Below are 24,013 nucleotides of genomic sequence, written 5' to 3'. Positions count from 1 at the left end.
TCTGGTATTAAGCTGTAAACTATTAAATCACTTATTAAAAAAATTAAACATGAAAAATTTCAAATTAGGCTTTTTAGCTTTAGCTATCGCTGTTTCTTTCGCTGCTTGTAAAGGTTCTTCATCATCTTCTGCTGCTGATTCAACTAAAGCTGATTCTTCTAAAATGGCTGCTGATACTACTAAAGCTGACACTTCTAAAATGGCTGCTGATACTACTAAAGCTGACACCACTAAAAAAGACACTACTAAAAAGTAATTTAACTTTTTATGTAAAAAAACGTCCCCGGAAAACCGGGGGCGTTTTTTTTACCCAAAACCGCCAAACAATTTCTATTGGTATTGCTTAATGTGATACATAATAAAATATGAAATATTCTGAATGGAAAACGCTTAGTGCCGATGAGCGTCAAAATATTGGCTGGCACCGTCATCCGCATATACGCACTGCAACCCTTTTTGCCATAGTTTTTGCGATAACATTTATTATAGTAGTGCTTGGCATAAGTAAAAACAGCACAATTCATCTTAACCGCAAACCAACTGCAAAGGAAGCTTTTACCATGGCGAAATTATTTGTAAAGGAAAAGCTGAAACAACCTCAAAAAGCTGTTTTTCCTAACAATAGTTTTAAATCGGTTATTGATACAACAACTAATAGCTACGAGGTACAATCAACGGTAAAAATTGAGAACGATAGGGGCAAAATGGAACAATCGGCCTGGGAAGTTAAAATGTTGTATACGGATGGTGACTGGGCCGAGAAAAATAGCTGGCAAGTTAAAAAAATAGACATTATTCCTCAGCCATAAAACCAACCGCTTAACAGTAATCATAAAAAAGGAGCAGTTATAAAACTGCCCCCGGTGGTTAATTAGTTATCAATAAATTTAGTGAACAGTATCACGCAGGGCTTTAATCTCGTCATGAGCATCAAGCAGCTCACTTTCCTGCTGGCTGATTGTTTCGCGCAGGTAGGCCGGTAAATTTTCGTCTTCAAGCGCGGTACGGTATGCTTTTAAAATGGCATCTTCGCCAAATTCGCATTCCTCCAGCACGTTGTGGGTATCATGTCCGGTAAATGCGGCTTTAACGTCAAGCCAGGCCCTGTGTATTTTGCCGCTGGTGGTTGTACCGGTTTCAATGTCATTTCCAAAAGCGCTAACCTCTGTACCCAAAGCAAGCCTGTAACCCTGGCTTTGGCCAATAAACCGTGTGAAAAGCGATTTTAGTTCGGCATCGCTATCCTTCAAATCCTTTGAGGCGCGTTGATAGCCCTCAATCCTGTCATTGTTGATCTGTATCAGATCATTTAAAATCTCTACAGTTGCTTGTGTATTTTCCATGATTAGATGTTTTTATATAATATCAACCCCTTTAAAATTAAATTGTTTAATTAATTATATAAAAAATAATCCAAAATGAAAATTAGCTTTTCCCCCTAAATAAAGAGATCACCCAAATAACAATAGCGATAACAACTATTACAGCTATGATACCGGTTACTGCTCCGGCCTTAAAAATATCGCCTATAACCGAGCATCCGCTCATCGTTAATAAGGCGAAAGTGAATAATAAAAGGTGTGAGTTTTTCATGGTTAATGTTTAAATAGATAAAAGTATGATGGTTGGTTAGTTCCCCGGTTACTATCGATAAAAGGAATGCAATAATCAGGCCTTTTTAACATCAGGCTAACTGGAGGGAACCAATTTAAATAGCGGTATATTTTAGCTAATTAATTGTATAGGTATGTATACAATGATGCCTGCAGATAATAAATAAGCGGTCGCTTTTAACCGGAATTTAATAGCCGAAATAATTTCTAAATAATCCTCAAATTTTAAAACCAAACACTACCATTAATCGTTCATAACATAATTAGTTATAAACCAATTAAACATATCAATAATTTAAAGATTATAGAAGGTTACATGTTTACACCGGCTGCCTACAGCAGGTTTGTTGCGTTTAGCATAAAATAATTTATTAACAATTTATCTCCAACCAACTATGATAATACCGGTACAACCAAACATTCAATGTGAAAACTGCATTAAATGCGGTAACAGGCCTCATGTTGAACAGCATAAAAAATATTGGGTACTTACGTGCCCTAACAAGAGCTGCAAAAACTTTGTAAAAGCGCTCACTATCGACTTTGCCACCTGGAACCGGCTCAACAAAAAGGCCAATGAAATACCGGCTACAACTGAAACCTTAAAACGCACGGCTTAATTACAGGAGAAGGATAGCAAGCGCCATAAATCCACAAAAATTTTTTATGGCTTTAACTCAGATGAGTACATTTACACGCTACTCTACTGGTTAAGCTATGACAAATGCACTTCTATCAATAAATAAAGCAACTGTACGTTTTTTAAATACGACATTATTTACCGGCTTAAGCTTTAGTATAAAAAAAGGCGAAAGCTGGGCTCTTATCGGCGAAAGCGGATCGGGGAAAAGTGCCCTGCTACAAACCATAGCCGGGCGTTTTAATATCACAGGGGGTGAAATAGATTATCATTTCTGGAATGAGTACTCCAAATTTTTCAAGGCCGGTGATATTGCCACGCCACATAAGCTTATAGCCCTGGTTGAGCCTAAACATCATTTCCGCAATCTTTCAAACACTACTGATTTCTACTACCAGCAACGCTATAATTCATCCGATTCGGAAGATGCGCTTACCGTTATAGACTATCTTAATACGATACCGCACTTTCCCGGCACCGATACATCCTGGACATTTGAAAGAGTAGTTTCATTATTACGGCTCGAACCACTGCTCAATAAACAGATCATTAAACTATCAAACGGCGAAACCAAACGCCTGATGCTGGCAGCCGCCCTGCTTAAAAATCCGGTACTATTAATGCTGGACAGCCCCCTAACCGGCCTTGATATAAAAACCCGCGAAGAATTTAATGGCATTATTGAGCAAATCATGGCATCAGGTATTAACATCATAATAGCCACCTCTATCCATGAAATCCCAACAGCTATTACCCATGTCGCCGTGTTAAGCAAAGGGGCTATTATCCACGAAAGCCTAAAACAGGATTTTAAAGCAGAACTTTTTGAGCAGGACAAAAGCGATACAATTGATACCAATGAATTGAATGCCTTACTCAACATCGATAAAAACCCTGCCACTTACAAGCACATTGTAAAAATGGATAAGGTACACATTAAGTATGGCGATAAGGTGGTGCTGGATGATGTAAACTGGCAGATTAACCCTGGAGAACATTGGGCTTTGCTGGGTCCTAACGGGGCAGGCAAATCAACGTTGCTAAGCTTAATCAACGGAGATAACCCGCAGGCTTATGCTAACAACATTATTTTATTTGATAAAAAACGCGGGACAGGCGAAAGCATCTGGGATATCAAAAAAATCGGCTTCGTATCGCCCGAACTGCATCAGTACTTCCCTACTGATAATAGCTGTTTGCAGGTAATCGAGTCGGGCTATTACGACACCCTCGGCTTATTCAGGCCAAGCAATAAAGACCGTGCAGAGGTTGCTTTACGATGGATGAAGGCTTTGGAAATTGAAAAGTACGCGCGTGTATTGCTCAAAAACATCCCGGCAAGTGCACAACGCCTCTGTCTGCTTGCCCGGGCGCTCATTAAAAATCCGGCACTGCTTATTTTTGATGAACCCTGCCAGGGAATGGACGATCATCAGCAACTCCACTTTAAAAACCTGGTTGATACCATTTGCAGCCTGGGCAATGTTACACTTATTTATGTTACCCACTATCAACGTGAAATACCCAACAGTGTTGATAAAGTTTTGAGGTTGGATAAGGGAAAGGTAGTTTTTTAAGCTGAAAGCCAAAAGTTGAAAGCCGAAAGCTGAAGGAATAACAAGCTTTGGGCTTTCTGCTTTAGGCTTTACGCTTCCTTTCTATCTTTTTTGTCAATTATTTAACAGCCGTTAAAATCAAATTACCAACTTGCGTATATTTGCGTGATATGAATACAGCCGATCTGTTGCAGCGCGCTTTGCGGTTTGATTTTTTAACGCTTGAAGAAGGCGTTTACCTGTATAACAACGCCTCTACTGCCGAGTTGATGTACACAGCCAACGAACTTCGTAAAATACAGGTTCCGCATGGCAAGGTTACCTGGCAAATTGACCGTAATGTTAACACTACCAACGTTTGTATAGCCAATTGCAAGTTTTGTAATTTCTTTCGCCGTCCTGGTCATGAGGAAAGCTATATTACTGATATTGAAACTTATAAAAAGAAGATCGAGGAAACATTTCGTTACGGCGGCGATCAACTGCTGTTACAGGGCGGGCATCACCCCGATCTTGGCTTAAAATTTTATACCGACCTGTTTCGCGAACTGAAACAGCTTTATCCGAAATTAAAACTGCATTCATTAGGTCCGCCGGAAATTGCGCACGTTGCCAAATTAGAGGGCATGGCGCATATTGAGGTACTAAGAGCAATGAAGGAAGCAGGCCTGGATTCATTACCGGGTGCTGGTGCCGAGATCCTGAACGACCGCGTACGCCGCCTGATATCAAAAGGCAAATGCGGCGGTAAGGAATGGCTTGATGTCATGCGTGCTGCTCACCAGCTTAACCTGCCAACATCAGCTACGATGATGTTCGGCCACATTGAAACTATTGAAGAGCGCTTTGAACATTTGGTTTGGATCCGCGAGGTACAGGCCGAAAAACCTGAAGGCAACTATGGTTTTATAGCATTTATCCCCTGGCCTTTCCAGGATGATGGTACCCTCTTACGTAAAGTACGCGGTATCACCAATAATGTTACCGGCGACGAATATATCCGCATGATTGCCTTGAGCCGGATCATGTTGCCTAATATAAAAAATATTCAAGCTTCATGGCTTACCGTGGGTAAACAGGTTGCCCAAATTTGCTTGCACGCCGGTGCTAACGATTTTGGATCGATCATGATTGAAGAAAACGTTGTATCCGCAGCCGGTGCACCTCACAGGTTTACTGCTAAAGGCATCCAGGAATCCATAAAAGAAGCCGGCTTTGAGCCCCAGCTTCGTACCCAGCGATACGAGTGGCGCGAAATTCCCGTTGAAATTGAAGAACAGGTTATAAATTATTAAGCCCTTAGTAGCAGTAGCAGTGAAAAAGTAACTGCAACTAAAAACTGCAACTGCCACTGACTAAAAATGGAACAATACATAGAGGCCCTAATTTTTGCATCAGAGCAGGCAATCCGGTTGGAAGAGATCATGTATTGCCTCCAGGCTGCTTTTGAGCGCGATTTTGATATACAAGAAGTAACCGATGCTATAGGCAGGATCCACGAAAAATACCAGCATCATAGCTTAGCTATTGAGCTGGTTAAAATTGGCAACGGCTATCAATTCCTCACAAAAAAGGAATATCATGCTGTTATTAACCTTTTGCAGCTGCAACGGTCAAAGAAAAAACTAAGCCAGGCCGCTTTGGAAACCCTGGCTATCATCGCTTACAAACAACCCGTAACTAAGCCCGATATAGAACAGATCAGGGGTGTAAACTGCGATTATTCGATCCAAAAGTTACTCGAAAAAGAGCTAATAGCTATAATTGGCAAATCAGAAGGGCTCGGAAAACCTATCCTTTATGGTACCAGTGCTTTGTTTATGGACTATTTTGGCATTAACAACATTGAGGAATTACCTCAACTTAAGGACTTTACAAACAACACGGCCACCATTGGCGAGCAATCAGAATAATTTTAATTTCTGTTTTAAAAAAACCATTTTTCATTATTTTTACTATTGAATCAATAGGGTAAAAGATTTTAGAAACGCTTTTCTTTATCTGATTTTAATTATTATTATTGACAAAGTTTAATTTATAAAATCCATTACAATGGGAGCGCCAAAGAAACCGAACACTAAAAAGATCGAAAACTCAGATAATGATCCTGATGATGATGATGAGTTTGACCCAAAAGTGAAAAAGAAGGTAGTTGATGACGATGATGATGATTTTGACGGACCATTAGATGATGATCTGGGCAGGGGTTACGAGTCATTCGATGACGAAGACGAAGACGACTATTAATTCTTTTTAATACATAACATTTTACAAAGCATTCAGACTATGCCTCTGGATGCTTTTTTTATTATCTACCGGTAGCGTACAATAAATGAAAGTAACAGAAGTAAAGGACAAAACAACAAAAAAGGCTTTTTAGATGTGGCCCGCATCATTTATAAAGATGACGATAACTGGGTTTGCCCGCTTGATAATGATATTGAAGCTGTATTTAACCCGGCAAAAAACAACTTTCATCAACATGGTAAATGTACCCGTTGGATCCTGACAGATGACAATGGCCATCTAATTGGCCGGGTTGCTGCTTTTATTAATGAAAAAAGGCATACAATTACGAGCAGCCAACCGGCGGTATGGGTTTTTTTGAGTGTATCGATAACAAAGAAGCTGCCTTTTTTTATTTGATACCGCAAGAAACTGGCTCCGGGAAAACGGCATGAAAGCCATGGACGGCCCCATCAACTTTGGCGAAAACGACAATTTTTGGGGCTTGCTGGTTGAAGGTTTCACCCCGCCCTCTTATGGAATGAACTATAATCATCCGTATTACCAGGCCTTTTTTGACGAGTACGGCTTTAAAACCCAGTACGCGCAGATCACTAACCATGTTGACGCTCATAAACCTTTCCCCGAGCGGTTTACCAAAATAGCTAATTGGGTAGCCAAAAAGCCAGGGTACGATTTCAGGCATTTTGAAATAAAAAAAATAGAAAAATTCGCAGCTGATTTCATTGAGGTTTATAACGATGGATGGAAAGATTTCGAAAACTTTGTTCCTATCACATACGATACGATCATGGAAAGCTTCGAAAAAATGAAGCCCCTGATGGACGAAAAATTGATTTGGTTTGCTTACGTTGACGATGAACCAGCATCTTTTATGATCATTTTACCCGACGCCAACCAGATGCTTAAACCGCTAAACGGCAAACTGAACCTGATAGGTAAGCTCAAATTTTTATACTACCGCTGGAAAGGGGTATCCCGCATGCGGGCTATTGTGATGGGCACAAAACAAAAGTACCAAAAGCATGGCCTCGAGTCGGCTATGTTTATAAAATTAAAGGAATATGTATTGCCTCTCAAGCGTTATGATGAGCTTGAACTATCCTGGGTAGGCGATTTTAACGACAAAATGATAGCCATCCATGAAGCAGTTGGTGCTACATTTGGCAAAAAGCATTTAACAATGCGTTACATTTTTGATTAGCCCGGCCAAACCGGGCCACCAAATTATGCGGTTACTTTTGAATGTCGAAGTTCTTCAAATAGCTCAATTACTTTTTTCTGCAAATCGATTACTTCAGTTTCACGGTCCATTAAGCGTTTGTTAACGGTTTCAAGCTCGTTAACAAATTTCTGATCCTGTTCGGTATCATTAAACGTAAGCAACTGAACTACTGACATTTCAAACAGGTTTGCTATCTGCTCAAGCCTTGATAAATTAATATCAGTGATCCCTGTTTCAATCTTTGAGAAAGCAGGAATTGAAATATCCAATCTCTTTGCAACATCCTCCTGGCTCCACCCCTTTTGATGACGTAATAATCTGATTTTTTTCCGAGAGTTTTCATTTGGTTAAATTAATAGTGTAGGTTTCGCAAAAGTTAATTACTTTACAATAATATTTATTATCACGCTAATTATCAACTAATTTGCGTAATTTTTTATTTTAAAGTGTAGTTAATTGTTGCGATTGGCAAATCCCTTAAATTAAAGCAAATAAATCATTCTAAAACATACCTGCTACACGGTATTTTTTTCGAGTAATTTAGGTCTGGATTTTCATCCCATTGTAATTTAGTGCGCAAAAAAGCGCAAAAAATTCTTCTTTTTAAAATTAAAATTTCATTTTTGTACTGTAATATTTTTTATTACAGATAAATGAACGGACAATTTCAAATAGCAACCCATGTATTAACCCTGCTTTGTAAGCAGCCGGGCGAGCTATTATCGTCTGATTATGTTGCCGGCAGCATGAACGTAAACCCTGTTCTGGTACGTAAAGAAATGCGCAAATTACGCGTCTGCGGGCTTATTGAAAGCAAGGAAGGTAAAACAGGCGGTTATTGCCTCGCCCTCCCCCTCAAAAAATAACCCTTGCTGATGTTTATAAAGCTGTAAAACTGCCGCCGGCTTTAGGCCAGGCTAAAAATAAGCCCAACCCTGCCTGCCCTGTCGGTAAGCAAATTGGAGCTCACCTTGATCATTTGGCCGATGAGGTTGAAGCAGCCATTATCACAAAACTAAGCACCATAACCATTTTTGATTTTGTAAATCAATTTGATTAAAAAAATTTAAAACAAACTGTAACAAATTTAATTACAATATAAAAGCAAAAACAATGAAAATCGCATTAATTGGAGCCACAGGTTTTGTAGGCAAAGCCGTTTTAAACGAAGCGTTACAACGTGGATACGAGGTAACTGCTATAGCCCGTAACCCGAAAACAGATATTGAAAACCCTAAATTAACACTTAAAACTGCCGATGTATATAACGTTGATGAGTTAACCGAAACATTGAAAGGGCATGATGCTGTTATAAACTCATTTAACGCCGGCTGGGGTAACCCTAACCTGTACAATGATTTTATTAAAGGGTCAGAGGCTATACAACAGGCCACTAAACAAGCTGGTGTAAGCCGCCTGTTGGTTGTAGGCGGTGCAGGCAGCCTTTTTATTACTCCGGGCGTACAATTAGTTGACAGCCCTCAATTCCCTGCCGAATGGAAAACAGGCGCCACAGCGGCCCGCGATTACCTGAACATCATCAAAAAAGAAGAAGATTTAGACTGGACCTTCCTGAGCCCGGCTATACACCTGCATCCTGGCACCCGCACAGGCGTATACCGTATCGGTACGGATGAGCCTGTGTTTAATGACAAGCACGAACACGAAATTTCGGTTGAAGATTTGGCAGTTGCTATATTGGATGAACTGGAAAACAACCAGTTTGTGAAAAGAAGGTTTACTGTGGGATATTAATCAGAACCATGATTTGCAGGATTTTAGGATTCCCCTGATAGAAAGTAAAAAGCTTATGAAGTTTTATTCTTCATAAGCTTTTCTTTTTGCTACAATAAATCAGGCCATCGTAAAATCCTACGAATCAAGGTTCATTTAATAAACTTAGCAGCTACCCATTCCTTATCTTTTTTATGGGTAATGTATTTCAGGCCATACTTGCGGGCTTCTGTCGGTAATGATATCCAGGTCTGGCGATTCATAGAAACCACTGAAGTAAATCTCGCCATCGGTCTTTAACGCTTCAGCATAACGCGGCATCTGGTCGATAAGGATATTACGGTTAATGTTAGCCAGGATAGTATCATATTGCTCGTTGGGGATAACTTCTTTTGACCCGCAAAGTGGTTTGATATTACCCACATTATTCAAAGCCGAATTTTCGATAGTACTTTCATAACAAACCGGGTCGTAATCAATGGCGGTGATATCGTCGGCACCCAGTTTGGCTGCCATAATAGCAAGGATCCCCGTACCGCAGCCCATGTCAAGCACTTTTTTACCGGCAAATTCATTTTCAAGCATCAGCCCCAGCATCATAGCTGTGGTTTGATGATGCCCGGTGCCAAACGCCATTTTAGGGTCAATAACAATCTCATAATCAAACTCAGGCTTTGGTTCATGAAAGGTTGCCCGTACATAAATCTTATCCCCTATCTCTATAGGTTCAAAATTACTTTCCCATACCTCGTTCCAGTTTTTCTGCGGAATGAGCATTATCTCGTAACTAAAAGTAAACAGGTCTTTATAGGGTAAAAGTTGTGCATCAAGCGCCTGCTGGTCAAAAACATCTTCGGGAATATAAGCTTTAAAGCCAAGCTCAAGCTCTTCAAAAGTATCAAAACCTATCTCACCCAAAGCATTTATCAGCAGGTCTTGCTGGTAATCTTCGGTAGTGATGGTGGTAAAAAACAGTTCGTAGTAATTCATTTTGATTTTTTTCGTCATTAACCTTCACCAGGAATCCGGTCAGCCGGCAGAGAATTTAAGCGGCAGCTTCAGGTTCAGCCGGCTCGCTATCTGCGCTTATCCTCTTCCTGTCGAGCAAATACAGTACAACAAAGTTAACAATCCAGTAAACAGCTTGTATTTCGGTCATATACCACCAAAAACTAAACAGGGGGCTATATCCATCCTCGGGCAACCATATAATATAGCTTAGGGCACCGGCAAATAATATACAAACCAGGGCAATGCAGCTTCCGGCAATAAAGCGCGCCGAAGCTCCTTTATGTTTAACCCAATTCCAAAGTGGTATGATGATCAGGTACTGGGTGAGGACTCCATCTGCAAGCAATAAGGTCCAAAAAAGGCTGAAGTAGGCCATGAGGCTATACAGGTTACCATTACCAATTTCGCCAATGCGCATAGGGTGATCGGGCATATTGAGGTATACAACCGCCCAAAACACGCCAAAATCGACCAAAACGGGTAAAAGAACTTTTAAAAGCTTCATGCTTCTGTTAGATTTGAGACGTGAGATATGAGATTTGAGAGTTTATTTTTCATAAACAGCGCAACCCTTTTTCTGTTTGAAATTATGTTTGCGCATTTTCTCATATCTCATATCTAAAATCTCATATCTAATATTAATTAAACGTTTTAACAATATCCGTAAAATCGCGCGATTTCAAAGAAGCACCGCCGATAAGGCCGCCATCAATATCAGGCTGAGCAAACAGTTCGGCAGCATTGGTTGGGTTGCAGCTACCGCCGTATAAAATGGTAGTAGCATCAGCAACTTCCTGGCTATACTTAGCGGCAATTTCTTTACGGATAAATTCGTGAATTTCCTGTGCTTGTGCCGATGTAGCAGTTACACCTGTACCAATAGCCCAAACCGGCTCATAAGCAATAACCAATTTAGCAAAAGCTTCAGCATCAAGGTGAAAGATGCCATCTACCAACTGAGTTTTGATCACATCAAAATGTGTATTGGCTTCACGCTCCTGCAAGGTTTCGCCAATGCAGAAGATAGGGCGAAGATCATTTTTTAAAGCAGTATCCGTTTTTTTGGCAAGCAAAGCATTGGTTTCGCCAAAATACTGGCGGCGTTCTGAGTGACCAAGGATCACATAAGCGGCACCGGTAGATTTAATCATCTTAGCAGAGATCTCACCTGTGTAAGCACCTTTTTCTTCCTGGTGGGCATTTTGTGCACCAACAGCAATTTTGCTATAACCCTTTGACAATTGCACCAGGCTATGAATGTGGATGAACGGACTGCAGATCACTGCTTCCTGCGTGCCGGTAGCCTCATCTTTTACCATGTTGATGATCTCTGAAAATAAAGCTAAACCTTCATTATAATCAAGGTTCATTTTCCAGTTTCCGGCAACGATTTTCTTTCTCATGATTTTATTATTTTATTTATTAGTGAATGGTTGATTGGGTTGATTAGGTGAGTAGTTCATAAAGTTCAATTAAATGGTGATATTACCCCACTCACCTAATCAACCACTCACAAAAATCAAAACTGCCTATACTTCTCCGTCTGTTCAAATATGGCTGTTAATAAATTCTGTTCGATTTCATCAAAATCACGGTGATCGCGGCGGTCGAATACTTTCTGAGCGGTTTCAAACATTTTATTGATCAAATAAACTTCGAAGCCCTGCGCGCCTCCCCATGAAAAGTCGGGCACAAAGTTACGCGGAAAACCTGCCCCAAAAACATTGGCCCCTACCCCTACTACTGTACCGGTATTAAACATGGTATTGATCCCGCTTTTTGCATGATCGGCCATAATGAGGCCGCAGAATTGGAGGCCCGTTTTACGGAAACGTTGTGTACTGTAATCCCAAAGTTTTACTTCGGCGTAGTTATTCTTCAGGTTTGAATTGTTTGTATCAGCACCGATATTACACCATTCGCCTAAAACCGAGTTGCCAAGGTAGCCTTCGTGACCTTTTGAGGAATATCCCCAAATTACCGAATTATTTATTTCGCCCCCAACCCGGCAATACGGCCCAACGGTGGTAGCACCATAAATCTTAGTCCCCATTTTCACCTGCGAATGTTCGCAAATAGCAAATGGCCCGCGGATATGGGTACCTTCCCAAATTTCGGTATTAGCCGAAAGGTAAATCGGTCCGTTAGTCGTATTAAATGTCGAACATTCGGCAACAGCACCTTCTTCAGCAAAAAAATCATCACCTATAATAACATTGGTTGAACTGACAGCCGCGCTTGTTCGTCCTTTAGTAAGCAGTTGAAAATCTTTACGAAGCTCAATGTCATTCTTTCTGAAAATATCTTCAGGGTATTTGATCGATAAAAAAAGGTTAGAATAGTTTATCACATCGCCAAAATCAGCATTAGCGTCAAAACTTTCCGCATCCGGGGCATTAAGTTTAACGGCTATTAACTGATCATTGTATTTAAGCGCCTGCCCGGTTTGTAGTTTATCAATTGCTTCAACCAGGTTTTCATCCGGACATATAGCGCCATTGATAAAAACGTTATCAGCCTCAATATTTACCGGGAACTTAATCTTTAAGAAATCAAGCGTTTGAAAAGAATAAGCGCTTTTTAAATGCCTGGCCCATTTTTCGGCAATGGTAAGCATCCCGATACGAAGATCGGCAACCGGCCGGGTATAGGTAAGCGGTAACAGCGTATGGTGTGCGTTATCGTCAAAAAGGATAATTGCCATGGCGCAAAAATAAAAAAAGTCCCGACTGCAAAGCCGGGACTTGTAAATATTAATTAAACAAAAATTACTTTTTGTTGTAACGTGAGCGGAATTTGTCAATACGACCTGCAGTATCAACCAGTTTCATTTTACCGGTGTAGAACGGGTGGGAAGTGTGAGAAATCTCTAATTTAACCAATGGATATTCGTTACCATCTTCCCATTTAACGGTTTCGCGGGTATCGATGCAAGATTTAGTGATAAAAGAGTAGTCGTTTGACATATCTTTAAATACAACTAACCTATAGTTTGATGGATGCAGATCTTTTTTCATTATATTATATAAACTTACCTTCTGTACTTTACTTAAAAGAGGTGCAAATGTAATAATAAAAGTGAAAACTGGAAAAGCAAATTAAAAATAAAATCAACCAGATAAGATGCCTATCAATTTACTTTAAATTTATATTTAGGGAAACAGTCTCCCTGCACTATTTGATAGCTTTTTAACGATAGCTACAATAAAACCGACTGTTTGTTGTTGTAATAATCAAACTTGAACCATATCCACATACATGAATAATAAAAGATTTGTTCCCGCTTTATTACTTATTGCAATTTCAACTTCTGTAGCATTATTTAGCTGCAGTAAAGATAAACCAGCCCCAGCCACGGATGACAACCCCAAATTAGAAAATCTTCCGGGACATACTTATACCCTGGCAGGTAATGGCACGTATGGATATGTTGATGGCCTAAGAGCAAATGCAGCACTCAATAATCCTAATGGTGTAGCGGTAGACGCCGCCGGCAATCTGTATGTTACCGACCAGGGCAACAATGCTATCCGCAAAATTACGTCCGAAGGCATTGTAACTACGCTGGCGGGCGGGACGGGGGACGGACTGGTTAACGGCCCCGCCAAATTGGCAAAATTTAATAATCCGATAGGTATTGCGCTCGACTCGAAAGGGAATACTTATGTTACCGATTTTGGCAACAACGTAATTAGAAAAATAGCAACCGACGGCACTGTGAGTACATTTGCTGGTTCGGGAGTAATAGGCTTTAACGATGGAAAAGGCCCGTTAGCAACCTTTAATGGCCCGGCGGGAATAGCAATTGACCACGCCGACAACCTGTATATAACAGATAATCATAACATTATCAGAAAAATTACGCCATCACAGGATGTTACAACATTTGCAGGCAATGTGCATTCGGGTCCCGGTTTTGCAGACGGAACAGGTTCAGAAGCCAATTTTCGGTTACCGGAAGGCTTAGCTATTGACGGTGCAGATAATATTTATGTAGCCGATTATAGTAATAATATGATCAGGAAAATAACCCCCGCCGCGGTAGTTACAACAGTTACCGGCAAGCTTGCACCCGGATCTGACAACGGTGCTTCAACATCGGCAACCTTCAACGGGCCTCTGGGTGTAGCTGTAGATAAAAACGGAAACATATATGTAACCGATAACCTAAGCTTGATTAGAAAAATAGCAGCAAGTGGCGAGGTAACTACGTTTGCAGGCACAAAAGAAAGGGGCTTTTATGATGGTGCAAACTTACAGGCCAAATTTAACGATCCCCATGGCATAGCGGTAGATGCCAGCGGTAACATATATGTTGGCGACGAACAAAATGCCAGGATCAGGAAAATTATCCCACCTGCAAAATAATATCGATTAAAGTTTAAATTTCCTGGCACAACTCTACCAACACCCCATTAGTACTTTTGGGGTGCACAAAGCAAACCAGTTTATTATCCGCGCCTTGCTTAGGCTTATCATTTAACAAAACAAAACCCTCATTTTTAAGGCGTTTCATTTCAGCTTCAATATCATCTACCTCAAAAGCTATATGATGAATCCCCTGGCCTTTCCTGGCTATAAACTTAGCAATGGCACTATCATCATTAAGAGCCTCGAGCAGTTCAATTTTGTTCGGCCCGCTTTGCAGAAAGGCGGTAATCACATGTTCGCTCTCAACAGTTTCGGTTTTGTATACCGGTGTGTTCAACAGTTTAGCGTAAATCTCGCCTGCTAATTTAACACTGTTAACTGCTATCCCAATGTGCTCCACTTTGTTCATGTCCAAATATTGTAAATTATTGGTCAGCTTTGGTTATTTGCGAAGGATTTTAGCTGAATTTCAATAAAAACTTGCGTATCTTTGTTTTGTTAATATATTTCAAAAGAACTATGAATATCCCAATTTATTTAGATAACAATGCAACTACACCGATGGACCCAAGGGTACTGGAGGCTATGTTACCATATTTTAATGAAAAATTTGGTAATGCAGCAAGCCGTAACCATGCGTTTGGCTGGGTTGCAGAGGAGGCGGTTGATTACGCACGCGAACAGGTAGCCAAATTGATAGGCGCATCTGAAAAAGAGATCATCTTTACCTCTGGTGCTACAGAATCAGATAACCTTGCTATTAAAGGGGTGTTTGAAATGTACAAAGATAAAGGTAACCACATCATAACTACTGTTACAGAGCATAAAGCTGTACTTGATGCCTGCAAACACGTTGAAAAACTGGGCGGCAAAGTAACTTATTTGCCAGTTAAAGAAGATGGTTTGGTTGATCTTGCAGCTTTAGAAGCGGCAATGACGCCTGAAACCATCCTGGTATCGATTATGTATGGCAACAATGAAATTGGTGTTATTCAGCCAATTAAAGAAATTTCGGCTATTGCCCACAAACACGGCGCATTATTTATGACCGATGCTGTACAGGCTGTAGGTAAGATTCCTGTTGACGTTAATGCTGATGGTATTGATCTTTTGGCTTTATCAGCACACAAAATATACGGCCCTAAAGGTGTTGGTGCATTATATGTACGCCGTAAAGGACCAAGGGTTAAAGTTACGGCCCAAATGGACGGTGGCGGTCACGAACGCGGTATGCGTTCAGGTACCCTTAACGTACCGGGTATTGTTGGCTTAGGTAAAGCATGCGAACTTTGCGGCCAGGAAATGGAAAGCGAAGCAAAACGCCTTTCAGCTTTGCGCGATAAATTGCAATCGGCTTTAACCGTATTGGAAGAAAGCTATGTAAACGGTAACGTTGAACACCGCTTACCACATGTAGCCAACATTTCATTTAAATATGTTGAAGGTGAAGGCTTGATGATGGCTATGAAAGATTTGGCTGTATCATCAGGTTCGGCTTGTACATCTGCTTCATTGGAGCCATCATACGTATTGAAAAGCTTAGGCCTGTCTGATGACCTGGCACACTCTTCTATCCGGTTCGGCTTAGGTCGTTTCACTACCGAAGAGGAAGTTGATTACGCAATTGAAGTAACCAAAAAAGCGGTTACCCACCTGCGCGACCTTTCACCACTTTGGGAAATGTTTAAAGAGGGTATCGACCTTAACTCAATTGAGTGGGCAGAACATTAATTTAATTTCGGATTTGGGAGGTTCGATTTCGGATTTTTCATTTCAGATACAAAAAATAAATATTACGAGTTTAAATTATTCAATAATTCACTAACTCACTAATTCAATAACTAAAAGACAATGGCATATTCAGATAAAGTAATCGATCACTACACTAACCCCCGCAATGTGGGCACTTTGGATAAAAGCAGCCACAAAGTAGGTACCGGTTTAGTTGGTGCACCTGAGTGCGGCGACGTAATGCGCCTGCAGATCCAGGTTGATGATAACAATGTTATCACCGATGCAAAATTTAAAACTTTCGGTTGCGGTTCGGCAATCGCTTCTTCATCATTAGCTACTGAGTGGCTTAAAGGTAAAAGCATTGATGACGCTATGAAAATCGATAACATGGATATCGTTGAAGAGCTTGCCCTTCCACCGGTAAAAATCCACTGCTCGGTGTTAGCTGAAGACGCTATCAAAGCAGCGATCAATGATTTCCGCGTAAAAAACGGCTTAGCGCCAATTGAAAGCGAAAAAGTACACCACTAAAAAAGACTTTAAGATGCAGGAGTCAAGAAAACAAGACTTTTTCCTGTATCTTAAATTTTAATTAGTGTGATACGTAAGAGAAGGCTGAAAAATCCTGGCTCTTGATTCTAACAATCTTGATTCTTTTTAAAATGGTAACTGTAACTGATAAAGCAAAAAGCAAAATAGAACACCTGATGCAGGATGCAGGGCTTGATGCCTCGTATTTTCTGCGTGTATCTGTTCAGGGCGGTGGTTGCTCGGGCTTATCATACAATCTTGATTTTGATAACGAAGAGAAAAAAGGCGATCAGTTTTTTGAAGACCAGGGCATCCGCATGGCGCTTGATATGAAATCATTCCTGTACCTCGCCGGTACCGAACTTGATTTTTCTGACGGTCTTAACGGTAAAGGCTTCAATTTTCACAACCCTAACGCCAGCCGTACCTGCGGTTGCGGCGAAAGTTTTTCGGTATAAAAATTAACCTTAAAATATAAAAAGAGGCGCGATGAGCGCCTCTTTTTGTTTTACTAAAGCTGCAAAGCTGCCGCGGGCTTCCAGCCCGTGTTTTAACATGAGCCAGCTTTCAGCTGAATTCACTAAAACATATCCTCTACTTTAACATCATCGGGTACAACCTGTTCCACACTCCAGTGTTCTGCAATTTTACCCTTAGCCACCCTGAATATCTCATAAAACACAAACGTTTTGCCGCTCCTGTTAAACTGCGATTGGGTTACCACGAAATCCCCTTCAGCAATGAGCCTATGAATTTTAACAGATCGATCAGGCTCAGCAAGATAATCAGCCAATCCCAAACCTGATGCAATTACAGAAGCAGCATGCTCAATGTAAGCAGCATCAATAAACAGATTATCAGATTGTTTATTTACAACCGATTTATAAAACTGCTCAACAACAGATCTGCTACTTTCTGTGGAGGCATTATGATCAATTTCAGTTATTCCATTAGTAGCAGTGACTGTTTTCCCGCTTTCATCGGGCAAAGGCTGGATAGCATCCCAGTGCTCTGTTAACATACCGTCCTTTAACTTAAAAAGGTCGATCACAGCCATCCGCTTCCCCATAAATGAAACATCAAGATGGGTAACTACTAAGTCGCCATCCTGTATCGCTCTTACAATTGGCGACTTTGCATCTTCGGGCGGTGGTGGTAAAGTTTTCAGATAATTGACCATTTCTGTTATGCCTGCCCTCCCCTGCTTAACGGTAGGGTTATGTTGTTTATAATCTTCGGCTATAAATTCTGGGATCAGCTCAGCTTTACGTTGCCCCACTATTTGTTTATAAAAGGACAGCACTTTTTGTTTATTGGTTATGGTATCCATACAGGTATGAGATTTTGCATCCAGGGCAATGCACGTAAAAATGCAGCAAATGCCCAAAGTAAATACTTGAGTAATTTTCATTACCGTTAAATAAAATTGATTTGAAATTTTTAGACAATACTAAACACTACCGCAAAAAGCAGCGCGTTACCAAACCTGTATCAACAGGCCGGGGCCTTAGGCGACCCTTGTTTTATATGTAGAGATAGTAATTATGCAGTGAAGATAGGGAAAGTTTGGAAAATAAAATAATGTCATTGCGAGCGCAGCTTGGCAATCGCATGCTATATAGGGTGGCTATACTTCCGTGCGATTGCTTCGTTCCTCGCAATGACATGTAGTTTGTTTTTATCAAAACACCTTGATCACCTGTCCTGTAATGGCCCCAAGTACGCTTTTAACGTAAGCGTTGGCTACCTTATCCATAGCAACGGGCTCGTGGCCGGGGAAGTATTCAAAGTAACCAGGTGAATCCTCAACAACACCCGGACTTACCGCGTTGATCCGCACACCATTTTGTAATTCAATGGCCGCACTTATTACAAAGGAATTTAGCCCACCGTTAATGGTACCCAAATTCACGCCGTTTACAACCGGATCTTCCGATAGGATACCTGAGGTAAGCGTAAATGAGCCCTTATGATTAATATAATGCTGGCCTATCAGTACAAGATTTATCTGCCCAAGTAGCTTGCTTTCAATTCCTTTTTGAAATCGGCAGGGGTTGTACTCGCCAGTGGGCCAAAATGCCCCGATCCTGTAGTACTCACCAACGCATCAAACGGGCCAACCTTTTCATAAAATCTTTCAATTGATTCGGGTGAAGTAATATCCAATTGAAAATCACCACTTTTTGAGCCTGCAGTAATAATCTCGTTTTTGCCTTGCAATGCTTCGGTAACTTTTTTGCCAATAGTGCCCGAAGCACCGATAATAATTATCTTCATAGTATATGTTTTTATCCAAGTTAGTAAGCTTAACGTAAATCAGCATCATCACAAAGTAAAACACGTTCAGTTGTCAAATACCCGTATCAATGCTTGTTTTTATAAAAATAGATTTAGATTTGTTCCAATATCCGATTATATAAATGAGTAAAAATACCGAGCTTTCAACTGTTCCAAGTTTCATTCGCAATACCGTTGCCAAAATTCATCCTTTAGATCATACTTTCCTGCTCCATAAAGTTAAAGATACCTGGGTAGAAATCAGCTACGGTGAAGCCTTAGAAAAAATAGACGCGATTTCGGCCTGGTTCCTGCACATCGGTATCAGGAAGGGCGACAGGCTCTCGCTCATCATTGAAAATGGCCCCAATTACGTTTATTATGATCAGGCCCTGCAACAGATTGGTGCTGTTAACACCTCTATATACCCCACCCTCACCGAAAACGAGATAGAATATATCCTAAATGATTCGGGGGCTCGTACTATCATCTGTGGCAACCCTTTCCTGTTCAGGAAAGTTTTAAAAGTGGCAAACAACTGTCCGGAATTAATCCGCCTGATCCCGGCGTTTGATGATTTTGAAAAATTCAGCGATAAGGTAAGCTTAAATGCAGGCGTAATTGGTTTTGACCAGGTAATTGCCGAAGGCAGCAAATTGCTGGAGCAATATCGCCATGCCATTAATGCCGCACGTGAAGCTATCTTAACAACTGATACTTCATGCCTCATTTATACTTCGGGGACTACAGGGGTACCTAAAGGCGTGGTACTAACTCACCATAACCTCACGCAAAACGCTATCAATAGTTTAATTCAGATTCCGTTTGTTGAAAAAACTGATAGATTTTTATCATTCCTGCCGCTATCGCATGTATTTGAGCGCACCATTTACCATATAGCTATTTACCGGGGATCACAAATAGCTTTCGCCCAAAGTTTGGAGCTGCTGGCCAAAAACATGGGCGAGGTTAAACCTACTATACTTTGCTGCGTGCCGCGGTTACTGGAACGTATCCACGACAAAGCGATCAAAAGCGGCACATCGACAGGCGGCTTTAAAACTAAGATCTTTCTTTGGGCATTTGAGATCGGTAAAAAAGTACGCCTGGTACAGGAGGCCGGTAAGTCACCGGGCGTAATCCTGAAGGCACAACACGGCATTGCCGAGAAACTGGTATTCAGCAAGATCAAGGAAAAAACCGGCGGACGGCTGAAATTCATGGTTTCAGGAGGTGGAGCATTGCCTAAAAACATCGGTGAATTTTTTGGCGACCTGGGCATTGTAATCTTAGAAGGTTTTGGCTTAACCGAAACATCCCCCGTAATGGCGGTTACAGAGCGCCATAGGGTAATTTATGGCACCGTTGGTCGTATTATTCCCGGTATTGAAGTGGCTATCCAGAATGTGGATACCAAACATATCTACAGCATCCAAACTCATGATAACTTTAAAGAAGATACCCTTACCGAAGAAGGCGAGATCATTGTTCGCGGGCATTGCGTAATGAAAGGCTACTGGAACAAGCCCGAAGAAACCGCCACCGTTATTGATTCGCACGGCTGGTTCCATACCGGCGATATCGGCAGGTTTTTCCGCGGTAACCTTCAAATTACTGACCGTCTCAAAAATATGCTGGTGAATGCCTATGGTAAAAATATCTACCCTACTCCGGTAGAGAACACCTACCTCAAAAGCCCTAAAATTGAACAGGTGTTTTTAGTGGGCGATAAACGCGAATACATTGCCGCCATTATTGTGCCGGCACGCGAGACCCTGCAGGAAACTTTCAACCTTCAAAATGATTTCTTTGAACGTTCTGAAGTATTCATTGATGATAAAGAAATAATTGACTGGATAGGCGCCGACATCAGGAAATACAGCAATGAGCTGGCTAAGTTTGAACGCATCAAATCATTCAAGATAAAACGTAACCCTTTCAGCATGGATGATGGCGAAATCACCCCTACGATGAAAGCCAAACGTAAGGTCATCGAAAAAAATACGCCGCCGATATTGACGAACTGTATGTTGGGGAGACGGAGGAAGATTAGTTTTGGGGATTACACCGATTAATTTTTGATTTCACCGATTTGAAAATCTGATTAGATTATTTTTGATTAATAACTTAAATGCCGTAGACTCAAATCTGCGGCATTTTTGTATCTATCAATCCGAAACTCATCAAACAATCGGTGTAATCTCAAAAAAAACAATCGGTGTAATCCCCAAAAAATACTAAATTTGTTAGCATGAAGCGATCAGGCAGTGCTGACTTACCTTTACATTATGGCTATGTACCGCAATGGCTTGCCGAGCGCATGGCTAAACTTGGCCTTGCTGTGGTGGAAACCATTGTGATGGACTATGGCAAAGATGAAGTGCTTCGCCGGCTAAGCGATCCTTTCTGGTTTCAGAGTTTGGGAGCTGTTATGGGGATGGACTGGCATTCCTCGGGCATAACCACTTCTGTAATGGGAGCTTTAAAAAGGTCAATCAACCCGCATAGCCGCGAATTGGGCATTTATATCTGCGGCGGTAAAGGAAAACATTCTACTCAAACACCTGCCGAACTGGTCAAGGTTGGCCAAACCACCGGACTTGATGCAAATTACCTGGTAAAATGCAGCAAGCTGAGCGCCAAAGTTGATAATACCGCCATACAAGATGGCTTCCAGCTTTACACGCATAATTTTATTTTAAGCGATACCGGCAAATGGGCCGTGGTGCAGCAAGGCATGAGCGATGTAAGCCGTACGGCCCGCAGATACCACTGGCATTCCGAACAGTTAAGCTCATTTGTTAACGACCCGCACACTTTTATCTATGGTAAAAACAGCGGCTATATCCTTAACATGACAGATAAGGGAGCGGATGGTTCGCGCAATGGTGTTATGCAGATTGCCGCCGAAAACCCGGGCATCATGCTCAACGAGATCAGTAAACTGGTGATGCCCAGCCATCATGAAGTACATGCCAAAGATGTCGACCTAAAACGCCTTGGTGCCGTACTTTGGCTGGCACACGAAAAACAACCCAAAGATTTTGAAGAACTGCTATTGCTGCAAGGCTTAGGGCCCCGCACCTTACAGTCGCTGGCCCTGGTAAGTGAAGTGATCCATGGCACACCATCCCGGTTTAAAGACCCGGCGAGGTTTTCTTTTGCACATGGCGGCAAAGATGGCGCCCCATTCCCGGTGCCTACCAAAGTTTATGACGAGAACCTTAAGCACCCTGCAAACGGCTATTCAAAAAGCAAAAATGGGCAACAGCGATAAAAATGAAGCTATCAAACGCCTTTCCCAAATAGCCGAAAGGGCTGAAAAAGATTTCACGCCCAATGCCAACTTTGATAAAGTTATTGAAAAGGAACGCAACGACTCGTGGAAATATGGGGGCCGTACCGTTTTTGGCAAAGCCAAACCACCTGTCGAGCAGCAATTAAAGTTATTTTAATGTACTGCTAATCAGCTTTGCAGTATCTAAATGAGCTTGTAAACCAGGTAACATTTTATTTGCAAAATCGGCAAGGCTTGTATTTCTCCGGTCTTTTCCTGCTGTTTTGTATAAAGCTATTTGTTCAGTATGATCGTTTATAACCAATTGGATATAGGCCTTGTCAAACGCGCTGGCGCGTTTTGTATCCAAATCATTAATAATTTGATGATGCATAGGGCTAATAACAACCGAATCGGCAATAAAATTATCGGTCCTTAATTTTTTAAAATCATCTGCCAGCATGGTATGGTCATCAATCATGAGCTTGGCAAACTGAATAACGCGCTGATTTTTTGAATTGGCGATTGCCAAACCAGATGCTTTTACAGAGGCGAGAGTTGATTCTTCCCCGCTTTTAATAAACAATAAACCGTTATCATCAACCAGGGCCTTGTTATAATTATTGGCATGCCGATTACTTTGGCATGATTGTGCCATCACTAAAGCGAACAGGAATAATAAAAAGCTGGTTAATCGGCTCATGTTGATAGTTTAGTGTTTCAATATAACAAAAAAAGTCGCTGTGGTTTTTTATCCTTATTCCATCTAAATTCAGCATCTAACCATCGTTTAAAACAGCTTGTTCGCAGGTATTAAAATTAATATTTTACAGCCGATGGCGGCCTCAAAAAGAAACGGATTGTCAGTTTAAACATACACATGGCTTATAAAAAACACACTTGTATTTATAGTTAATCTTTTTTATATTTAAATTAATTCGCTTAACAGCTGCGGTTATAAAAATGTTAAAATGCAACTATTTTAGCCCATGAATATAATCAGCTCAGCATTAGGGAATTGAATTTTATAACCCTTAACAATCCTGACAAAATAGAAGCCGCTTTGTAAATATTTAACTACAAACCAACAAGGGGCATCAATGTTGAGGCAATTTAAAATGAACTACTAAACAAAACCTTTACACTATGGCCAGCACCGAAAAAATCACCTGTTATTGCTTTAATAAAGATTGCGCAAACTCCATATATAACGATGCCACCTGCTTATCAATACAAGTACCACTTGAGGTTGCGTTATCACGTACCTTGAATTGTATTGAATGCGGTACTGAACTTTTGTCTCCGTTACTTATCGAAATCAAAAAAGATATCCTCAATCTTATTAAAGACGATCAGCACCGTTCGGTCGCTATCATTGACGATGACATTATTTTTCATGAAACGGTTAAAATCATATTGAAAGATAATTGGTTAAATGCAAGTTTTTATATGGATCCGGAACCTGTTTACAAAGCATTATATAACAACCGGGATAAACATGCAGAAATACCCAACATTATTTTTCTTGACCTCGATATGCCGGTAATGGATGGGTGGGAATTTTTAAAGTTATTCAATAACATTTACAGCTCATTAGTAAAACCTGTTTCGGTTTATATTATTTCAAACTCTGTTGACCCTGCCGATCAGAAACGGGCTAAAGCATATCCCTTTGTCAAAAGCTTTATTTCAAAACCATTAACAAGGCATTTTTTGGGTAAGATAAACGAAGAGCTTTCAAGGAATACAATTGCTCTTGAAACAAAACCGGCACCTAACTGGCAGCAATAATTTGTT

At 40.9% G+C, this 24,013-nt stretch carries 31 protein-coding genes and 1 pseudogene; 19 read left to right on the top strand and 13 right to left on the bottom strand.

What is annotated here, in order from left to right; translation table 11 throughout:
- The first annotated feature begins 49 nt into the window (after nt 1-49).
- Both ACQ86K_RS10640 and ACQ86K_RS10635 read left to right on the top strand, forming a co-directional pair.
- The gene (locus ACQ86K_RS10640) at nt 50-256 is read left to right on the top strand and encodes a hypothetical protein (protein ID WP_090526183.1); all 207 of its coding nucleotides are present in this window, start codon (nt 50-52) and stop codon (nt 254-256) included.
- A gap of 109 nt (nt 257-365) precedes the next feature.
- The gene (locus ACQ86K_RS10635) at nt 366-809 is read left to right on the top strand and encodes a hypothetical protein (RefSeq protein ID WP_091168009.1); all 444 of its coding nucleotides are present in this window, start codon (nt 366-368) and stop codon (nt 807-809) included.
- Nucleotides 810-887: 78 nt separating this feature from the next.
- On the opposite strand, the gene ACQ86K_RS10630 is transcribed toward ACQ86K_RS10635, so the two are convergent.
- Both ACQ86K_RS10630 and ACQ86K_RS10625 read right to left on the bottom strand, forming a co-directional pair.
- Nucleotides 888-1,343 (bottom strand): PA2169 family four-helix-bundle protein, encoded by a 456-nt coding sequence (locus ACQ86K_RS10630; RefSeq protein WP_091168011.1) that lies wholly within the window; start codon nt 1,341-1,343, stop codon nt 888-890.
- 82 nt (nt 1,344-1,425) lie between these two features.
- Nucleotides 1,426-1,593 carry a hypothetical protein gene (locus tag ACQ86K_RS10625; RefSeq protein WP_176844461.1) on the bottom strand — a complete coding sequence of 56 codons (168 nt, stop codon included), beginning with the start codon at nt 1,591-1,593 and terminating at the stop codon, nt 1,426-1,428.
- A 415-nt stretch (nt 1,594-2,008) separates the two neighbouring features.
- Here ACQ86K_RS10625 and ACQ86K_RS10620 point away from each other — a divergent pair, with 415 nt between their 5' ends.
- The 7 genes from ACQ86K_RS10620 to ACQ86K_RS10590 all read left to right on the top strand — a co-directional run bounded on the left by ACQ86K_RS10620 (nt 2,009) and on the right by ACQ86K_RS10590 (nt 7,260).
- Nucleotides 2,009-2,233, top strand: coding sequence for a hypothetical protein (locus ACQ86K_RS10620; protein WP_090524834.1), 225 nt, complete (start codon nt 2,009-2,011; stop codon nt 2,231-2,233).
- Between the two features lie 97 nt (nt 2,234-2,330).
- Nucleotides 2,331-3,830: an ATP-binding cassette domain-containing protein gene (locus tag ACQ86K_RS10615; protein WP_431200319.1), complete on the top strand. Its 1,500-nt coding sequence runs from the start codon at nt 2,331-2,333 to the stop codon at nt 3,828-3,830.
- Between the two features lie 149 nt (nt 3,831-3,979).
- The gene (gene mqnC / locus ACQ86K_RS10610; protein WP_091168016.1) at nt 3,980-5,104 is read left to right on the top strand and encodes a cyclic dehypoxanthinyl futalosine synthase; all 1,125 of its coding nucleotides are present in this window, start codon (nt 3,980-3,982) and stop codon (nt 5,102-5,104) included.
- 66 nt (nt 5,105-5,170) lie between these two features.
- Nucleotides 5,171-5,722, top strand: a complete 552-nt coding sequence (scpB, locus tag ACQ86K_RS10605; RefSeq protein ID WP_091168021.1) for an SMC-Scp complex subunit ScpB — start codon at nt 5,171-5,173, stop codon at nt 5,720-5,722.
- Nucleotides 5,723-5,861: 139 nt separating this feature from the next.
- Nucleotides 5,862-6,056, top strand: coding sequence for a hypothetical protein (locus ACQ86K_RS10600; RefSeq protein ID WP_091168023.1), 195 nt, complete (start codon nt 5,862-5,864; stop codon nt 6,054-6,056).
- Between the two features lie 135 nt (nt 6,057-6,191).
- Nucleotides 6,192-6,455, top strand: a complete 264-nt coding sequence (locus ACQ86K_RS10595; RefSeq protein WP_431200318.1) for a hypothetical protein — start codon at nt 6,192-6,194, stop codon at nt 6,453-6,455.
- 31 nt (nt 6,456-6,486) lie between these two features.
- Nucleotides 6,487-7,260, top strand: coding sequence for a hypothetical protein (locus ACQ86K_RS10590; RefSeq protein ID WP_431200317.1), 774 nt, complete (start codon nt 6,487-6,489; stop codon nt 7,258-7,260).
- A 23-nt stretch (nt 7,261-7,283) separates the two neighbouring features.
- Here the strand turns inward: ACQ86K_RS10590 and ACQ86K_RS10585 are convergent, their stop codons facing one another.
- Nucleotides 7,284-7,604 carry a helix-turn-helix domain-containing protein gene (locus ACQ86K_RS10585; RefSeq protein WP_431200834.1) on the bottom strand — a complete coding sequence of 107 codons (321 nt, stop codon included), beginning with the start codon at nt 7,602-7,604 and terminating at the stop codon, nt 7,284-7,286.
- 330 nt (nt 7,605-7,934) lie between these two features.
- On the opposite strand from ACQ86K_RS10585, the pseudogene ACQ86K_RS10580 reads away from it, so the two are divergent.
- Both ACQ86K_RS10580 and ACQ86K_RS10575 read left to right on the top strand, forming a co-directional pair.
- Nucleotides 7,935-8,341, top strand: a pseudogene (locus ACQ86K_RS10580) (Rrf2 family transcriptional regulator).
- Between the two features lie 53 nt (nt 8,342-8,394).
- A complete protein-coding gene (locus ACQ86K_RS10575; protein WP_091168032.1) occupies nt 8,395-9,036 on the top strand; it encodes an NAD(P)-dependent oxidoreductase in 642 nt (213 codons plus the stop codon).
- A 171-nt stretch (nt 9,037-9,207) separates the two neighbouring features.
- Here the strand turns inward: ACQ86K_RS10575 and prmA are convergent, their stop codons facing one another.
- The 5 genes from prmA to ACQ86K_RS10550 all read right to left on the bottom strand — a co-directional run bounded on the left by prmA (nt 9,208) and on the right by ACQ86K_RS10550 (nt 13,043).
- A complete protein-coding gene (gene prmA, locus ACQ86K_RS10570) occupies nt 9,208-10,005 on the bottom strand; it encodes a 50S ribosomal protein L11 methyltransferase (protein ID WP_431200316.1) in 798 nt (265 codons plus the stop codon).
- Nucleotides 10,006-10,060: 55 nt separating this feature from the next.
- A complete protein-coding gene (locus ACQ86K_RS10565; protein ID WP_091168035.1) occupies nt 10,061-10,531 on the bottom strand; it encodes a hypothetical protein in 471 nt (156 codons plus the stop codon).
- 133 nt (nt 10,532-10,664) lie between these two features.
- On the bottom strand, nt 10,665-11,429 hold the full coding sequence (gene tpiA, locus ACQ86K_RS10560; protein WP_090524814.1) for a triose-phosphate isomerase: 765 nt from the start codon (nt 11,427-11,429) through the stop codon (nt 10,665-10,667).
- Nucleotides 11,430-11,545: 116 nt separating this feature from the next.
- Complete coding sequence (locus tag ACQ86K_RS10555; protein WP_431200315.1) at nt 11,546-12,730, bottom strand: GlmU family protein; 1,185 nt, start codon at nt 12,728-12,730, stop codon at nt 11,546-11,548.
- Nucleotides 12,731-12,794: 64 nt separating this feature from the next.
- Nucleotides 12,795-13,043: a type B 50S ribosomal protein L31 gene (locus ACQ86K_RS10550; protein WP_090524811.1), complete on the bottom strand. Its 249-nt coding sequence runs from the start codon at nt 13,041-13,043 to the stop codon at nt 12,795-12,797.
- A 241-nt stretch (nt 13,044-13,284) separates the two neighbouring features.
- Here ACQ86K_RS10550 and ACQ86K_RS10545 point away from each other — a divergent pair, with 241 nt between their 5' ends.
- Nucleotides 13,285-14,394 carry an NHL repeat-containing protein gene (locus ACQ86K_RS10545; protein WP_091168042.1) on the top strand — a complete coding sequence of 370 codons (1,110 nt, stop codon included), beginning with the start codon at nt 13,285-13,287 and terminating at the stop codon, nt 14,392-14,394.
- A 13-nt stretch (nt 14,395-14,407) separates the two neighbouring features.
- Here the strand turns inward: ACQ86K_RS10545 and mce are convergent, their stop codons facing one another.
- Nucleotides 14,408-14,806: a methylmalonyl-CoA epimerase gene (gene mce / locus ACQ86K_RS10540; RefSeq protein ID WP_091168044.1), complete on the bottom strand. Its 399-nt coding sequence runs from the start codon at nt 14,804-14,806 to the stop codon at nt 14,408-14,410.
- A gap of 110 nt (nt 14,807-14,916) precedes the next feature.
- On the opposite strand from mce, the gene ACQ86K_RS10535 reads away from it, so the two are divergent.
- From ACQ86K_RS10535 to ACQ86K_RS10525, 3 genes are all read left to right on the top strand, one after another.
- On the top strand, nt 14,917-16,128 hold the full coding sequence (locus ACQ86K_RS10535) for an IscS subfamily cysteine desulfurase (protein ID WP_091168046.1): 1,212 nt from the start codon (nt 14,917-14,919) through the stop codon (nt 16,126-16,128).
- A gap of 120 nt (nt 16,129-16,248) precedes the next feature.
- A complete protein-coding gene (gene iscU, locus ACQ86K_RS10530; RefSeq protein ID WP_076378185.1) occupies nt 16,249-16,662 on the top strand; it encodes a Fe-S cluster assembly scaffold IscU in 414 nt (137 codons plus the stop codon).
- Between the two features lie 131 nt (nt 16,663-16,793).
- Nucleotides 16,794-17,120, top strand: a complete 327-nt coding sequence (locus ACQ86K_RS10525; protein ID WP_091168048.1) for a HesB/IscA family protein — start codon at nt 16,794-16,796, stop codon at nt 17,118-17,120.
- A 122-nt stretch (nt 17,121-17,242) separates the two neighbouring features.
- Here the strand turns inward: ACQ86K_RS10525 and ACQ86K_RS10520 are convergent, their stop codons facing one another.
- The 3 genes from ACQ86K_RS10520 to ACQ86K_RS10510 all read right to left on the bottom strand — a co-directional run bounded on the left by ACQ86K_RS10520 (nt 17,243) and on the right by ACQ86K_RS10510 (nt 18,939).
- The gene (locus tag ACQ86K_RS10520) at nt 17,243-18,073 is read right to left on the bottom strand and encodes a nuclear transport factor 2 family protein (protein WP_091168050.1); all 831 of its coding nucleotides are present in this window, start codon (nt 18,071-18,073) and stop codon (nt 17,243-17,245) included.
- Between the two features lie 270 nt (nt 18,074-18,343).
- Nucleotides 18,344-18,658, bottom strand: coding sequence for a hypothetical protein (locus tag ACQ86K_RS10515; protein WP_431200833.1), 315 nt, complete (start codon nt 18,656-18,658; stop codon nt 18,344-18,346).
- 8 nt (nt 18,659-18,666) lie between these two features.
- Entirely contained in the window at nt 18,667-18,939 is a 273-nt protein-coding gene (locus ACQ86K_RS10510) for an NAD-dependent epimerase/dehydratase family protein (RefSeq protein ID WP_431200314.1), read from the bottom strand.
- Between the two features lie 143 nt (nt 18,940-19,082).
- On the opposite strand from ACQ86K_RS10510, the gene ACQ86K_RS10505 reads away from it, so the two are divergent.
- The 3 genes from ACQ86K_RS10505 (at nt 19,083) to ACQ86K_RS10495 (ending at nt 22,394) form a co-directional block, all read left to right on the top strand.
- Nucleotides 19,083-21,014, top strand: a complete 1,932-nt coding sequence (locus ACQ86K_RS10505) for an AMP-dependent synthetase/ligase (RefSeq protein WP_431200313.1) — start codon at nt 19,083-19,085, stop codon at nt 21,012-21,014.
- A gap of 176 nt (nt 21,015-21,190) precedes the next feature.
- On the top strand, nt 21,191-22,216 hold the full coding sequence (locus tag ACQ86K_RS10500; RefSeq protein WP_431200312.1) for a DUF763 domain-containing protein: 1,026 nt from the start codon (nt 21,191-21,193) through the stop codon (nt 22,214-22,216).
- The gene (locus ACQ86K_RS10495; RefSeq protein ID WP_431200311.1) at nt 22,200-22,394 is read left to right on the top strand and encodes a hypothetical protein; all 195 of its coding nucleotides are present in this window, start codon (nt 22,200-22,202) and stop codon (nt 22,392-22,394) included. The genes ACQ86K_RS10500 and ACQ86K_RS10495 overlap by 17 nt, the downstream gene beginning before the upstream one ends.
- Here the strand turns inward: ACQ86K_RS10495 and ACQ86K_RS10490 are convergent.
- Nucleotides 22,386-22,919: a DUF4142 domain-containing protein gene (locus ACQ86K_RS10490; RefSeq protein ID WP_091168061.1), complete on the bottom strand. Its 534-nt coding sequence runs from the start codon at nt 22,917-22,919 to the stop codon at nt 22,386-22,388. The genes ACQ86K_RS10495 and ACQ86K_RS10490 overlap by 9 nt on opposite strands.
- A gap of 443 nt (nt 22,920-23,362) precedes the next feature.
- On the opposite strand from ACQ86K_RS10490, the gene ACQ86K_RS10485 reads away from it, so the two are divergent.
- The gene (locus tag ACQ86K_RS10485; RefSeq protein WP_091168066.1) at nt 23,363-24,007 is read left to right on the top strand and encodes a response regulator; all 645 of its coding nucleotides are present in this window, start codon (nt 23,363-23,365) and stop codon (nt 24,005-24,007) included.
- Nucleotides 24,008-24,013: the final 6 nt, after the last annotated feature.

It is taken from the genome of Mucilaginibacter sp. P19 (genome assembly GCF_050632265.1).
In the GTDB taxonomy this organism is placed as follows: domain Bacteria; phylum Bacteroidota; class Bacteroidia; order Sphingobacteriales; family Sphingobacteriaceae; genus Mucilaginibacter; species Mucilaginibacter gossypii.
The sequence above is the reverse complement of the archived record's forward strand: the minus strand, read 5'-3'. Positions and strand labels throughout refer to the sequence as shown.